The 14,847-nt window shown below is 43.8% G+C and carries 14 protein-coding genes and 1 tRNA gene; 9 read left to right on the forward strand and 6 right to left on the reverse strand.

Annotation, left to right across the window (positions count from 1 at the left end; all coding sequences use genetic code 11):
- The first annotated feature begins 4 nt into the window (after positions 1 to 4).
- From Q8J68_RS12470 to Q8J68_RS12480, 3 genes are all read left to right on the forward strand, one after another.
- A complete protein-coding gene (locus tag Q8J68_RS12470) occupies positions 5 to 637 on the forward strand; it encodes a 6-hydroxymethylpterin diphosphokinase MptE-like protein (protein ID WP_305311843.1) in 633 nt (210 codons plus the stop codon).
- A 105-nt stretch (positions 638 to 742) separates the two neighbouring features.
- Complete coding sequence (locus Q8J68_RS12475; RefSeq protein WP_305311844.1) at positions 743 to 1,867, forward strand: DUF373 family protein; 1,125 nt, start codon at positions 743 to 745, stop codon at positions 1,865 to 1,867.
- Positions 1,842 to 2,654 carry an MTAP family purine nucleoside phosphorylase gene (locus Q8J68_RS12480; RefSeq protein WP_305311845.1) on the forward strand — a complete coding sequence of 271 codons (813 nt, stop codon included), beginning with the start codon at positions 1,842 to 1,844 and terminating at the stop codon, positions 2,652 to 2,654. Before Q8J68_RS12475 ends, Q8J68_RS12480 begins: the two co-directional genes overlap by 26 nt.
- 28 nt (positions 2,655 to 2,682) lie before the next feature.
- On the opposite strand, the gene Q8J68_RS12485 is transcribed toward Q8J68_RS12480, so the two are convergent.
- Positions 2,683 to 3,513 carry an RAD55 family ATPase gene (locus Q8J68_RS12485; RefSeq protein WP_305311846.1) on the reverse strand — a complete coding sequence of 277 codons (831 nt, stop codon included), beginning with the start codon at positions 3,511 to 3,513 and terminating at the stop codon, positions 2,683 to 2,685.
- Between the two features lie 108 nt (positions 3,514 to 3,621).
- Here Q8J68_RS12485 and Q8J68_RS12490 point away from each other — a divergent pair, with 108 nt between their 5' ends.
- The 5 genes from Q8J68_RS12490 to Q8J68_RS12510 all read left to right on the forward strand — a co-directional run bounded on the left by Q8J68_RS12490 (position 3,622) and on the right by Q8J68_RS12510 (position 7,471).
- On the forward strand, positions 3,622 to 6,099 hold the full coding sequence (locus tag Q8J68_RS12490) for a DUF5814 domain-containing protein (protein ID WP_305311847.1): 2,478 nt from the start codon (positions 3,622 to 3,624) through the stop codon (positions 6,097 to 6,099).
- A gap of 108 nt (positions 6,100 to 6,207) precedes the next feature.
- A complete protein-coding gene (locus Q8J68_RS12495) occupies positions 6,208 to 6,582 on the forward strand; it encodes a DUF3467 domain-containing protein (protein ID WP_015052191.1) in 375 nt (124 codons plus the stop codon).
- 138 nt (positions 6,583 to 6,720) lie between these two features.
- Positions 6,721 to 6,945, forward strand: coding sequence for an LSM domain-containing protein (locus Q8J68_RS12500; RefSeq protein ID WP_048146662.1), 225 nt, complete (start codon positions 6,721 to 6,723; stop codon positions 6,943 to 6,945).
- A 33-nt stretch (positions 6,946 to 6,978) separates the two neighbouring features.
- Positions 6,979 to 7,329, forward strand: a complete 351-nt coding sequence (locus tag Q8J68_RS12505) for an Lrp/AsnC family transcriptional regulator (protein ID WP_305311848.1) — start codon at positions 6,979 to 6,981, stop codon at positions 7,327 to 7,329.
- 67 nt (positions 7,330 to 7,396) lie between these two features.
- Positions 7,397 to 7,471: transfer RNA gene (locus Q8J68_RS12510), tRNA-Glu, on the forward strand.
- 78 nt (positions 7,472 to 7,549) lie between these two features.
- Here Q8J68_RS12510 and Q8J68_RS12515 read toward each other — a convergent pair.
- On the reverse strand, positions 7,550 to 8,773 hold the full coding sequence (locus Q8J68_RS12515) for a UDP-N-acetylglucosamine--N-acetylmuramyl-(pentapeptide) pyrophosphoryl-undecaprenol N-acetylglucosamine transferase (protein WP_305311849.1): 1,224 nt from the start codon (positions 8,771 to 8,773) through the stop codon (positions 7,550 to 7,552).
- 57 nt (positions 8,774 to 8,830) lie between these two features.
- A complete protein-coding gene (locus tag Q8J68_RS12520; protein WP_370867646.1) occupies positions 8,831 to 9,685 on the reverse strand; it encodes a PHP domain-containing protein in 855 nt (284 codons plus the stop codon).
- Between the two features lie 333 nt (positions 9,686 to 10,018).
- Here Q8J68_RS12520 and Q8J68_RS12525 point away from each other — a divergent pair, with 333 nt between their 5' ends.
- Positions 10,019 to 11,149: a UDP-N-acetylglucosamine--N-acetylmuramyl-(pentapeptide) pyrophosphoryl-undecaprenol N-acetylglucosamine transferase gene (locus Q8J68_RS12525; protein WP_305311850.1), complete on the forward strand. Its 1,131-nt coding sequence runs from the start codon at positions 10,019 to 10,021 to the stop codon at positions 11,147 to 11,149.
- A gap of 24 nt (positions 11,150 to 11,173) precedes the next feature.
- Here Q8J68_RS12525 and Q8J68_RS12530 read toward each other — a convergent pair whose 3' ends face one another.
- The 3 genes from Q8J68_RS12530 to Q8J68_RS12540 form a co-directional block, all read right to left on the reverse strand.
- Positions 11,174 to 11,815, reverse strand: coding sequence for an HAD family phosphatase (locus Q8J68_RS12530; RefSeq protein WP_305311851.1), 642 nt, complete (start codon positions 11,813 to 11,815; stop codon positions 11,174 to 11,176).
- A 233-nt stretch (positions 11,816 to 12,048) separates the two neighbouring features.
- On the reverse strand, positions 12,049 to 13,854 hold the full coding sequence (locus tag Q8J68_RS12535; protein ID WP_305311852.1) for an ATP-binding protein: 1,806 nt from the start codon (positions 13,852 to 13,854) through the stop codon (positions 12,049 to 12,051).
- 2 nt (positions 13,855 to 13,856) lie between these two features.
- Positions 13,857 to 14,792, reverse strand: coding sequence for a PhnD/SsuA/transferrin family substrate-binding protein (locus tag Q8J68_RS12540; protein WP_305311853.1), 936 nt, complete (start codon positions 14,790 to 14,792; stop codon positions 13,857 to 13,859).
- Between the last annotated feature and the right edge of the window lie 55 nt (positions 14,793 to 14,847).

Raw genomic sequence — 14,847 nt, forward strand, 5'->3', positions numbered from 1 at the left:
AAACATGGAATTTGCAAAATGGGAACCTGTATACTCAAGGATACTTGAGGACATGGGTTTTAGCAGGAAAGAGGATGAGCGCGCTGCTCTCATTCTCTCCCGCCTGCTGGACCATTCAAGGACTGCAGATGTATCTGTCCTCCATGAACTGATAGGCGAAAAGAACGTTCTGGTATGCGGCAATGCTCCATGCCTTAAGGAAGAGCTGGGATCTGTTGATGCAGGGAACCATGTAGTCATAGCTGCTGACGGGGCTGCGGCTGTTGTCCTTGATTTTGGGGTAGTGCCCGATATAATAGTGACAGACCTTGACGGGGACGTCGGAAAGGAAATTATCGCCAATAACAGGGGTTCGCTCATGGTTGTGCATGCCCACGGGGATAATATTGACAAACTTGAGAGATATGTGCCTCTTCTTCACAGCATTGTCGGAAGCACACAGTCAGTTCCCCTTAAAAATGTCTATAACTTCGGTGGTTTCAGCGATGGTGACAGATGTGTTTTCCTTGCAAAAGAATTCGGTGCTGCCAAAATTATTCTCATAGGCTTTGATTTTAATGATGAGGACGTTACCCCTACAAAGAAGAAGAAGCTGCAGTGGGCCAAAAGGCTGATAAGGGAGTTACTTTCGCAATGAGGAACGGCTCCATGGGTGTGGAGACCTGACATTTAACAGTCTTTCATTGTAACGATTTTATGAGAATCTATTTATATTTCCGTGTCACATAGCAAATGGAGTTATATGCAAATACTGATCCTCTGTATAGACAGAGACGATGACCTTGGCGTAAAAGCTAATGTAAGAGGCCCTGTTATTGGAAGGGAGGCAAACGTAGAGGCCGCCGTAAAACTTGCCACAGCGGACCCCGAGGACTCGGATGCCAACACCATATTTGGCGGTATCAAGGTGCTTGATGATCTGGCTGCAAGAGATATTGACGCGGAGCTTATCACCCTTGCCGGGGATAAGAACATAGGTATCATATCCGACCAGAAGATAGCAAACCAGCTCGATGTCCTCCTTAAGCGTTTCAACTTTAGCTCTGCTATATTCATTTCTGACGGGGCGGAAGATGAATCCCTGCTCCCCATCGTGCAGTCCAGGATGAAGGTGGATTCTGTCAAGCGTATTGTAGTTATGCAGAGTGCGAACCTGGAAAGTACCTATTATATCATCAAGCATGCTTTTAATGATCCCAAGATATCCCAGACATTCTTCGTACCCCTGGGACTGGCATCGCTTATCTATGCCTTTTTCCTTATGATCAATTATCCTCAGGGCGCTATCATCGGGATACTCGCTGCAGTAGGCCTCTATATGCTCTACAGGGGTTTCGGTGACCCGATATCTGTTTATGGGGAGCGCATTAAGGACTCTTTCCATTCAGGACGGATGACATTCCTGACATACCTCGCCGCACTTCTTGTAATGGTCGCTGCAAGCGTACTTGGCCTTAGCAGGGTATGGGAGCTTTACACGCGTGAAGGCATCTGGTATTATGGACTGGTACCTCTGGCAACAGTTTTCATAAACACCACTGTATGGTTATATGTAAGTGCTATACTGATAGCAGACGTCGGGAAGATAATTGACTGCTATAAGAACAGGACATCCACTTTCAGGTATATAATACCTGCTTTCTTTGTGATATCCATGGGCCTCCTATTCTGGGGTGCAAGCACATACCTGATATCCATAAGCACAGTCATAGGCGGCAGTTCTATTGACCCTGCAGTGGGAGTGCAGTATTTCGTTTATTCTATAGTTGCAGCTATAATCATTGCCCTGGTGGGAATAAAGGTCTCTGCAAGTATCAGGATGGAAGAGAAACAGGTTTTAAATGGTAGCAATAATGCGGACACATAGGTCAGGATCTACCACAGGTCCCAGCTTTGATGTTGCAGTGATCGCAGGTGTGAACTTCTCTTTCCCTGAAGTATCTGAAAACATAACTGTGGAAACGCCTTTTGGTGTGGTCCGGGCTTACCCTTTTGATGTCAAAGGCAGGAACTGCGTTTTGATACCAAGGCATGCTGACGGTCAGAAACATCTTCCTCCGCACATGGTAAATTATAGGGCCATTATATGGGCTGTCATGGAGCTTGGCATTGAAAGGGCCATATCGGTAAATTCTGTGGGTACAATGCAGGGTCATCCAATCGGCAGTTTCGTCCTGCCGGATGATCTTGTGGATATGACGCGTAACAGGATATCCACTTTCCACGATAACAGGACCGTACATGTTGATATGACGGAGCCTTATTGCCCGCAGATACGGCAAAGCCTTAAGGCGGCGCTCATAAAAGAGGACGTTGGTTTTGCAGATGGCATATATGTCTGTACCGAAGGCCCAAGGTTTGAGACAAGGGCAGAGATAAGGATGATGAGCAGGTTTGGAGATGTCGTGGGCATGACAGGCATGCCTGAGGTGGCCCTCGCAAAAGAGTTGAACCTGTGTTATGCTTCTATCTGTACTGTTACCAATAATGCCTGTGGTATGGGTGCTCAGAAAGTCACAGCCTCAGAGGTCGTCAGAACACTTCAGGAAAGGCAGGAGATACTTCTGGGGGTCCTGCTCGATACCATTGGCAATATCCCTGATCAGCGCAGCTGCAATTGCAGGTATGCGGCAGACACAGATGCCTGTCTATAAGCAAACACAGTTCATCTGGAGGGGCGGTTCAGGCAATATCCCTTGAAGTATCTATTTGTACTCCCTCTCCTATCTTGAACTTGATCAGCTCCGGGCTTGGCACCATTCCTCTTATCTTTGGTATGGCTAGCTTGCTGACCAGTTTATCAGAGTTTGTCTCCAGAGAGGACTCAAATATCACATCAACTGTGGCGAAGACTTCATTTACCATTTTTTCCGGGGTGCTGCCCTTATGACCGTAGAGATGTGTCAGGCACTGTATCTCCTTGGTGACCTCATAAATGACATTGGTCAGCTGGCGGATAAGCCCGGGGTTGACGCGGAGATTCATATAAAATGAGAAGGAATCGATTATGAGGTTGATCTCCTCACCGGTTGAATCATTGGCAATGTTACGCAGGTTGTATTCAGTGAACTCTATTATCTTGGAATCGATATATTCATTGCCTACATTTTCTGACATTTCACCGCATGCGCTGAAATAATATTCACTATATACATCAACGAAGATTATGTTGGACGGGTCAAATCCCAGGTTGATGATATCATTGAGGACGAACTTGGGCCTGCGTCCGGTTGTGAAATAGAATGTCCTGCGGGATTGTGTGAACTGATAAAGGAATACTTCTGACATCGAGCGGGGATCGGCTGAGAAATAAGATACTGAACCAGCAGGCAGGCCTCCGCCAAGGTTCCTGTCAAGGACTAATATGCCTGTTGAAAGTAAAGTTGGCTGTTCCTGGTATGTCACAGTAGAGGACGTTCTTTTGAGGCTGTCGTATAGTGACACCTCTTCCTGGTCCTTTGATATCTCATCCTGCATAAAGGAGTTTGCCGCAAAAGATTTGGTTGTTAACATTGTCCCGTTCCTTGTAAGCAAGCAGTAATATATTGTTATTTATATTTTTACTTATGCTTTCCATAAAGCCAATAGTATTTATACTCACTGTGCTATCTGAGTGCGCAGATGACTCTCTGGATACTAATAATTGCCGACAGGGCGAAAATAACCGTTCTGCCGATACGGGATAAAATGAAAAGACCTCTTTTTGTAGGGGAACTGGTCATGCAGACGACTGCTACAGGACCACGACCCCACAAATTCAAGGTCGTCCTGAATAATAAAGAGGAGCTGCATCCCCCCTCCGAGCTGACCGAACTCTTGAGGACTGCTGATCGAATCATGATAGCAAAGGACGGGGATGCCCAGCAGACAGCTGCTGTTGTTGATATGTTACAGGGATTCCAGCTTCGCGCTGATATTGTAGATGTCTGCAGGTTCTGCCTGCTGAAGAACATGTTCAATTTTCTCAACAGAAGATCCGTGAGATATCATCGGGAGAAAATATGCGCGGATTGTGCAAAGGACGAACTGTCCAGAGTACTCTCAAGTTCGCAGGTGACTTATGGCGAGGAAGTATGTGAGAGACTGGAGGAAATATTGCTAAGTACAAGGGACCTTGACAGAACCTTGTCCATGCTAAGCCCCGAAGAACTTGACCATGAGCTCACAAGATTTGATTCAATAGCAGCAAATACAGAGGTCTCTACATCTATGATAAGGGACCTGCCGATAAACAGGAAATTCAAGGACCTTCTACTTCAAAAGTCGGATGTGCTCCTGCCGGTGCAGTCAATCTCAGTGGAGAATGGCCTTCTGAAAGGCCAGAACCAGCTTGTGACCTCAGTGACAGCCACAGGTAAGACACTTATCGGCGAGCTTGCAGGTATCGAGAATATCCTGCGCAGGAAGGGAAAACTGCTGTATCTTGTGCCTCTGGTAGCGCTTGCAAACCAAAAATATGACCAGTTCACTGATAGGTACTCAGGATTGGGGATACAGACATCCATCAGGGTCGGAAGCGCACGTATAAAGGCATCTAAAACGGATTCAATGCGCAGGTCCCTTGATTCTGATATCATTATAGGTACCTACGAAGGTATAGACTATATCTTAAGGATCGGTGCTGCGGACATGCTGGGTAAGGTAGGTACTGTTGTTGTGGATGAAGTGCACACTATCGAGGATTCGGAGCGCGGTCACAGGCTCGACGGAGTGATAGCAAGGCTCAAGTACAGCGCACCTGATGCACAGTTCATCTACCTGTCCGCGACTGTCGCAAAGCCGGAAATAATGGCAAAGCATCTGAATGCAAAGCTTATAGAGTATGAGTACAGGCCGGTTCCTATTGAAAGGCATCTCGTGCTCTGCCCGGAGCATTCAAAGATAAATATCATGACCAAACTTGCCAGGGATGAGTATAGCAAGGTTTCATCAAAGGGGCACAGAGGTCAGACCATTATCTTCACGAACTCAAGACGTAACTGCCATCGTATATCCGAAGCCCTTTCTATTCCTTCTGCTCCCTATCATGCAGGACTGACAAGCCAGGAGCGCAAGAAAGTGGAAGTGGGCTTTGCAAAAGGCAGGCTTCCTGTTGTAGTTACCACTGCCGCTCTTGCAGCAGGCGTCGATTTTCCGGCATCGCAGGTGATATTCGACTCCCTTGCTATGGGTATCGAGTGGCTTAATATGCAGGAATTCCTCCAGATGCTGGGCCGTGCCGGCAGGCCGGATTACCATGACCTGGGAGAAGTAGTGTTGCTTGCGGTACCTGGCAAGAGGTACACGGGTGACCAGGGTGATACGGAAGATACTGTAGCCCTGAAACTTTTAAAGGGAGAGATGCTGCATACAAAGGTGGAGTACGGGGAAGAGGAGAAGCTTGAGGAGATCCTCGCAACCGCGGCCATAACCTCTTCCGAGAAGGACCTGATTAAGATACACGGGGATATGCTTGCCGGCTATGCGGTGGATGTGCTTGTGCGCAGGCTTGAACGACAGAAATTCCTTTACAGGAAAAAAGGCACAATTGAGCTGACAAGTTTTGGCAAGATCGCTGCAGGCCACTTCCTTTCTGTTTCCAGGGCTTTCCTTATACGGGATGCTGTGCTGATGGACCACGATCCGCTTGCTATCATTACTAACCTTGAGTTCTTTGACGGGGTGTATTTCAAGTATGTTTCCAGGATATCTGCAGCTCTTAACGTTAATCTTCCTTCGCGGGTCTTTCAGGGGGCTTCACTGGATATCCTCTTTGAGGGGGAGAACATGGGAAAGCTCGATATCTCTTTGAGAGAGCAACTATTTGATTTTGCATCCGAGTTCCTGGCCTGCAGTTGCAGGGATTCTCCATATTGCGGCTGTGCCGAGCGTAAGTTCTCCGAAAAGATCATCATGATCAGGACAGAGGGGTACGATCCGGCAGGCATTGTGAGGAAAATAGAGAATCTCTACGGGATTACCGCCTATCCGGGAGATGTACTCGGATATCTGGACAGTGCAGTGCGTAACCTTGATGCTGTTGAGATGATAGCAAAGACCTACTCCAAAAGAGAGATCGCATCTGAAGCTCGCCGGCTTAAAAAAGAGATAGAAGGGTAACCGGATATGTTCATCATATCGCAACGTGCTATCATAATGCTTTAGAATGATGCCGACAGATAAGGTAGGACAGATGATGCATGAGCCAGTCTGCAAGGAAACATTAATATGAGTGAAAAATCAGAAGGGATAAAAGGAAAAAGAAAAGTAAGGATAGAACTGTTCAAGCCTGATGATTTCAAACAGGTCTACTCTATAGGAGCTGTGGGGGGGCACAGTCCGTACGATTTCAGGATTGGCTTCTATAATGACACACCTCTGCCGTCTGATAAGGCATCGGAGGAACAGGTGATCCAGAGGAAACTTGAAACAGAGGTAATCCTTTCCCCTTTGGCTGCCTTGGAGCTTGCGAGATGGCTTAATCAGCATATCCAGGATTATGAGAAGATGTTTGGCCCGATAAGGAGGCCTCATGAGAACATGAATAAGAAAGATGATGCTGAAGCGCAGCAAGCTACTACTGAGATCCAGGGGTATATGTAAATATCTCTAGGCATGAGCAGTTTCCCCAGGTATATAGTAAAGGTTAAATCGCCAGTAATAAATATTAGATTGTATTATTGTATTAGCCTATAACCGGAAAGGCTCTAATGTTGTTTTAAAATGATGTGAGGATTAATTTTGTTCCCGAATAAGAAAGTCCAGAAAATGATTGGATCTAAAATCCAGGTTGAGATGAAAGGTGACCTTCACCTGCTTGAAGGAACCCTTAGCAGTGCAGATGATTACATGAACCTCCATCTTGTCGATACCGTTGAAATAGCAAATGGTGAGCGTTTAAGGTCCCTAGGTTCCGTTGTCCTTCGTGGAAACAATATAATTCTTGTCATTCCAGTTGAAGGCTAACTGTAAAGTAGTTACTGTTAGTGGTAAATTGATATGAGTATTGAAGAAACTGCTCTCAATGTCATTCGCTCTCAGGAAAGTGGCGTTTTTCAGAACCAGCTATGGAAGATGCTGGATATAGACAGCCGCAAGTGCTCCAGGATCATTTCAAAGCTCCTGGAGGATGGGCTCATTATTCGTGAGCAGGCCGTTTCCAATGGCGCCAGGACATACCTTCTGAAAGTGAAAGAGGAAAAAAAGCCGGTTTTTGAGTTACTCATGGCAGGGGAGGTATTCTCCCCCTGTGCAGGCTGCAGGGATGCATGCCAGCCGGAAAGCTGTGCAAAGCTCACATTCTGGGTAATGAATCTTGAAAAAGGTGAAGAACAGGGTGAAATATACTGATCTGGGCGAAAGCTTTAATACTGATATGTACTATGTTGGAGTCGCTCATTTAGAGCGAAATCGACGTGCTCCGATAGTGTAGTCCGGCCAATCATTCCGGCCTTTCGAGCCGAAGACTCGGGTTCGAATCCCGATCGGAGCACTATAAATATTTTTAGATATTACCTGTTCCGTAACCGAGTTTATGAAGAAACTGTTTTCCTCTATAGGGGGAACTTTTTTAGCTCCTCTTCTTTTGCATCCTTTTTGCCAGTGTTTTGCCTCTTAGTCGGGATAATACAAAATAATCTCTGGTGTTTATCTCTTTGCCCTTTCTTACGCTGTGTTTTGATTCCAGCATCTTGAGGATGAATGTTGTACCTTCATATCTTTCTGCTAGTTTCCTTAGTTTCAGCACATTTTTCCTGTATTTATTATCACAAAGTAACTCATGTATCTCTGCAAGGATATCTTTGGCTGAAGCTGAATATTCTATCATCTTACCAAGTGAATCCTCATCGATAGCAAAAGCGTTGTTGTGCTGTTCACTATGGTTAATATCGGGTACTGAAAGCATGGGAATACCAAAACTCATGGCTTCCATCATAGTGCTGTGCCCTCCGGGCGCGATTATAATATCGCAGGATGCAAGGAAGGGGAATTGGTCTTCAATGAACTCAAGCATTCTTACGTTTTCTGGTAAGGGCTTGAAAGCATCAAGGTCTATAAAGGGTCCAGAGAGTAGGGTATAGTGTATCTTGCTGTTCAATTGTGCAGCTTGGATAACTTTTCGAAAAATTGGTTCCCTGTATCCAAAGCCACCAAGTGTGGAAATAACATGAGGCCTTTTAAGATCCAGTCTTTCGACCTCTCCATATTTCTTTCCAATAAGCGGACCTGTGTAGAGGACTTTTTCCCATATATCCTCGGTGAAATCCAGATTTTTGCGGCATATGGTGTGCGGCATTGGGAAATCGGGTATCAGGATACCATCGGCCATCCTGAATACCCCTGTATAGAATCGCCTTATAATATCTCCTACTATCCTTCCAGGAATACCCTTCTGAACGAAGAACTGTTCCATGTTCGACTGATTAAGAACCAGATAGCAAGGGATTTTTCGGGCTTTTGCGCTCAGAATGCCCATATAGTAACTATCAGAGATAACAACATCAGGCATGATACGCCTCAATATTCTTGCGAGCTTAAGCAAACCCAGGAACTGTCCTCTTTTGAAGGTAGCAAAGACCGATTTTCTCAGGTTCAATGTGCCAGCCTTTCCTACAAGCGTGACTTCCGAGGGTATTTTATGCGCAGTATATCCTTTCTTCTCGATGAGTTCCTTTGAGTATCCATATGCACCAAAATGTACATCATGTCCTGCAGCTTTTAGTTCTCTTCCCAGCGAGATACACCTGCTGGTGTGTCCGAGTCCTTCTCCACACACAAATATCATTATTTTCATTTTGCACCAGAGTTTGTGTTCTATGATCTTTGTATGCTCATAACTTGCAGGCAAAACTTAACCATTGATCATCCTGCCGATTTTTGAAACCTGTGGCTGCTTTGAGACCATATACAAAAGGACAGGCAGCCCTGATCCAGATATATGTTTAATAAATTCTTTTGCAGCGTTATTTACCAGAGGGCTTCTCCCCAGTATATCGCTCTCCATGATACTAACCAGCCTGTCAAAGGCACCCATGCCTGTAGTGAAGCCCATTTCCTCCCTGATATCTCTCCTCATGCTAAAAACAAGCTCTATCCAGGCATTCAGTTCTCCTGTGATGTGTTTCCATATGGGCTGGTCTACTACCATATATGAACGCCCTTTGCATATATTGGAGAAATACTCGTGGAATGTGTCACCTTCGGCAACAGTATATACATTACCGATGCTTCCGGTGTGGCTGTCGGTTGTTATCGCCATTCCTTTTCCATATCGTTGAGCAAGGATCATCGCAAACAGATTTTTCTGCTTCAGGTCCTGCATGTTATATTCTATCACCGGAAAGTGTCTGGCAATTTCGGGGATTGCGAAGATATTGGGCCTGTCACCGACTTGGAACCAGAATGGGTGATTGTATATGTATGGAAGATCATTGCTCCTGAAATAATCTATGATACTGTAGATATTGCACTCCTTCTTTGCCAGGTTGCTGAACTCCATATACTGTTGCCTGTCAAATCCGAAGACATTAATATGCACGGTGTGCCCCACATTCACCGGATCGCTGACCGATAGCTCCACGCCAGTTGTCAGGTCATCTCGCTTCCAGCCAAGGATGTCATAGGCCTTTACAGTATCATGGTCTGTAAATGTTACAAAATCAAGACTATTGTCCTTCCCTTTCTGGAGTAGGTTCTCTGGACGCATTGATTCTGTTGGTGGCACATCATATGAGCAGCAGGTATGTACATGCAAATCCGCTTTATGCCACCCGTTTCCCAAAAGTTCGACAGCCTTTTCGGAAGAAATGATTTTTTGTTTATTGAGATCTATCCTATGGGGCAAGATCATCACTCCTCTTTATGGTCTCAATTTTTTTAATTGACATTTGTCTATATAAACACTCCTAAGTAAATACTTTATGTATATATAATATATTTAAGCCCCGTAAATATATATTCTACACACAAATATAATATCTACTACAATTCTCATATGCAATGTAAATTAATATTGTACAAAAATAGACGGCACGATATTATGAAGTTCTTCATTTTCACATGTGGCGAGGGTCTGGGTCACACGGGGAGGAGTATTTCCCTTGGCAGGGAACTATTATCAGCAGGACATATTGTCCATTTTGGAGCATATGGTTCCTCAAAAGAGCTTATTGAGAATTCTGGGTATGAAGTCTCTTTTATACCTCAGGAGCTCCGGCTGGAAGGCAAAGCTGGAAGTTTTGACTTGGAGGCTTCCATAAAGAAGACAATAGTGAACATCTCCGCAAAGGATATTCGCTCCGTATTTGCCCTGATAAAGGAAAAGAATCCTGATGTAGTTATCTCTGACGGGTATTATCTTGCAATACTGGCAGCTAAGTACAAAAACATCAGAACCTGCATGATAGTGAACCAGTCCAACATGGAGGAGTTTTTCATTAATAAAGGACAGCTTGTGAAATTACTTGGAAGATTTGTCAGGAATTTCTATCACTACATCTACAGGAGAGTAGATGTCATCGTAGTTCCTGACTTTCCAAAACCGCATACTGTATGTGTACGCAATCTTGCATTCCCGGCAGATGTTGTAGGTAAAGTGAAATTCAGCGGTCCACTTGTTCGAAAAAGGTATAGTGAAGTGCTTGCAAAGGACCTATCCAGGCCGCAGGTATTGTGCACTGTAGGTGGTTTTGGTTACAGGAAGAGAATATTAGAAAATATTCTGGGTGCTGCCAGAATGGATGAATCTATCAAATATACTTTCATAACCGGTCCTGCTATTGGGAAAGATGACTTGCATGAGGTTCCTGTGAATGTCAATATTTGCACATTTATTGCAGACCCGTTCCCGTATTACAAAGCAAGTGATCTTGTAATTTCTGCAGGTGGGCATGGGACACTTATGGAAACTCTAAGCTTTGGACTGCCTTTGTTCTCATTCCCTGACAAAGGTCACAATGAGCAGGAGAACAATGCCCAAGTCGTGGAGGAAATGGAGTATGGCAGAAAACTTGATTATTCTGTATCTTCTGAAGAGATTCTTTCTACGATAAGGGAAGTGGTTTATAGGGGACGTTTCATGGAGAATACAGAGAAATTAAGGCAACAAGCAGAAGTGTTCTACGGCCCTGCCTTTGTAAGGGAGCTATTGGAAAACTCAGATGAAGAATAAATGTAGTTTTATCGTCTTATTTATTCAAGAGTAGAGTTCCCGGAGATATCCTTGAAGTTCTGCATGGTCTTTTACGATCCTGTCTGCATACTCCAGATGTGCAGCATCCACATAGGTTGGCAATCCTACACAAAAAAGCCCTGCATTCTTTGCAGCTTCAACTCCCAAAGGTGCATTCTCAATTACAATACATTCTTCCTTCTTGACGCAAAGCATTTCCACTGCTTTCAGGTATGGATCAGGAAAGGGCTTCCCCCGAATTACATCGTTGCCACTGATAATGACATCAAAAACACCAGAGTAAAATCTGTCTGTCATTTTTTCCACGGCATCCCTGTCAGAACCGGAAACAAGGGCAAGGTGAAATTGTTCATGCATTTCGCGCAGGAACTTTTCCATACCATTGAATGGTTTCACATGGTCCACATTGAATAATTCATGTTTTCTTGCAGGAACCGAAATGAAGATATCGTCACTGAAAACATGCTTTTCCTTCCGGAGCACCCTTTCTACAATTCCCCGGTCATTGGCACCCTCCATTTCAAATATATCCCTTATATCTACTTCAATTCCGGCTTCTTTAAAAGATGTCTTCCAGGCTGTGGCATGAAAGTACATGGAGTCTACCAATACGCCGTCTAGGTCAAAGATCAAAGCTTTTTTCATGGCTATATACAAACAGCATATCTATATATAATTTATTTAAAAAGCCTTTTTTAAAATGAAAGTATGTACTTAGGGGGAATTCTGGAGTTGACCATTTTGTTTATCGTTCTTACCTGTGATCTTCAGAAGAAAGAAGATTGACTTACCGGGACAAAAACCCCAATGATGTGTCTTTTCTTTTAGCACCACCTAAGTTTAAGCTTCAGTTGTAATTTTAACTAGAATGCCAAGGATTAGATATCAACAAAATAAGGAACACTCAAATAAAAGGTACTGCCTTCACCAAGTTTTGATTCCACCCACAATTTACCTTCATGTTTCTCAATTATATTCTTTGCTATAGCAAGCCCAAGCCCATTTCCTCCGAACTTACGAGTTGAAGTGCCATCTACCTGATAGAACTTCTCAAATATTCTTGCCAGATTTTCCTTTGGAATGCCAGTTCCGGTGTCCCTGGTGTAGATAACTGCCCCATCATCATCCAGTAACGTACCTATTTCGATATCTTTGCCTTTGTCTGTGAATTTCAACGCATTGTCAATAATCTTTGTAAGCGCATAAGCAAGCTTTTCAGGCTCTGCCTTCACGAAACTGTCAGTACCAAGTTTTATTGTAACATTTATACCTGAAGCATCGAGTTTCCCTTTAATCTCTCGACATGCCATCTCAACAACTCCATTAATATTTGTTTTTACCATGTTCAGTTTCCCCGTTTCATTATCTCCCCGAGCAACTTCCAAAAGGTCCTGAATCATCCAGTTCTGCTTTTCAAGGGCTTGCAAGGATTTTTGCAGGTAAAGGCGCCTTTTATCATTGTCATGCTCATCAATGGATATTTCTACGAATCCTTTCATTATATTTAGAGGAGTGCGTAATTCATGTGAAATATTTGCAATGATGTTGCTTTTCATTTGTTCCAGTTTCTTTATTTCCGTAATATCTTTTGTAACAGAGACATATTTCAGCTCATTCCTGTATTTCACACTCCCCATACTCAGGATAACATATTTCAGCGTGCCATCACGGGTGATGAAACTTAGCTCGTGTACAAAAGTGTCGCTAATCTCCGTATTTCTCAAAAAAAACCTAAGTTCTTCACTTTTTTCTTTAAAAAGAGAACACAAATCTAATCCTATCAACTCGTCTTCTTCAGACTCAGCTATTCCTACAAATGCCTCGTTTACAAACTCTATCTTCCCAACACCGTCACTAACAACTATTCCATCAAGGCTACCTGATATTATCTTTGTGAGGTAGTTTCTTGTATCAAGCACTTCCGTAGCAGCTTTCTCTTTCTCGATTATCAGGTTACCTATATGCACTGCCATATCATTGAAAGAACTGGCAAGCTGACCAATCTCATTTTGAGAGTCGATGCTGACCTTGTGATCAAAGTTGCCTTCACCGAAGACCTCCACTCCTTCCCTGAGGTCCATTATTGGGCGGGAGATGACTGTACCTGCGACATATGCAACATTGGAACCGGCAATCATTAGTAAAAAAACGAATATTCCCAGAGTTACAGTGAATTTGTCTACTGTAGCACTTATACTTTCCTGGCTCACGCCAACATGAACCTCGCCGGCTTTTCCTCCAAGAATAGGATAAGAGATATCCCTGATATACCCTTCTTCTGTATCAAGCAGCATGGTGCTTGTCTCGCCAACAGCAGGATTCAATCCCCGCAGTTCCACCGGAAATCCCCGTTTGAAGGTATGAGCCATCACCTCCCCGCTTTCATCAATTATGAATACATACACAACTTCAGGTTCACTTTCTTTTATCGTATCCACAAGCCACTGAAGACGGACCTGATTATCAGTGAGGATCGGATTTATGCTATTCTCGGCCAGATTACGCGTGATAGAGATGCCTTTCTCATTAAGTTCTGTTTTCATCATATTCGTTTGGACCACATTGAGATACGAGCCCATCAGAATACCCAGGATGAGGATAATACCGACAACGTTGAGGATTAATTGTGTCCTGATGCTGAAGTGACCGAAATAGGCGGTAATCTTCCTTAACTGTTTGTCCATTGTTACTCAACCTTCCGCGAATCATCTTCGTAGCTTGCATATGTATCATGGTCCATTTGAAGGAACATATCAAAATACATGTTCTTCAGAACATCCCGTCCACTGGATGAATCGTGCATCCTGAGCAGTGAGGTCTTTATCTTATCCCTGAATCCCTTATCAGTGTCCGGGTGGACCGCAACTGCATGGACGAGTTGCGGTGGAGATGTATGTATTATCTGCAAATTCGACGAATAATCCTCAGAATCCTCCACGACATAAGCCCACATAACACAATCAACCTCAGCACCGTCAAGAGTCCCCTGAGCAATCATATTAATAAAATTATCCTGGCTGTTACTGTAGATATAGCTGGAAAAATAAGAATCAGGAGATTCATTTATCAAAGGGCGCATATAGTCGGGAACAACTTCTCCGCGATTAAAGCGATAACTATTGAATGCAAATCGTTTGTTGCGCAAATCTTCCAAGGAGTTGATATTGCCATCAGACCTTGTGATCACATATGAGGAATAGCGTATATCTCCATGAATTACAGGCACTGCAATTACCTGCATTCCAAAATCCTCATAGCCTTCGAAATAATCGCTCTCCCTTACGAATACAGCATCCAGATATTTAGTTTTCAGCAAATAGTTTATTTCAGCAGGATTATCCCTCTGGACAAGCTCAAAATCAAGACCTGTATCTTTTGACAGGTAGTCAAGGAAGTCCTGATAGTATTCCATGGTCATTTTTGGTGATGCCATTGAAAAAACACCTATGCGGACAGATTTGCCCTTAGTATCCTGTTTATCAAGAATATCTGTATTCCCAAGAGATACTTTCAAAGCCTTCTCGCTTTCGAAACATCCGCTAGAAACCGTTACCAGTACAATGATTATAAGAAGGGAGATCAGGAGGAGGTACTTACCGTAATTCACTTTAGGTCCTTTCATTCTTTATCCACAACAACATCGTTTTTGATTCCATATATTGACTAAAATATATGCT

Origin of the sequence: Methanolobus sp. (genome assembly GCF_030682845.1) — an archaeon.
In the GTDB taxonomy this organism is placed as follows: Archaea; Halobacteriota; Methanosarcinia; order Methanosarcinales; family Methanosarcinaceae; genus Methanolobus.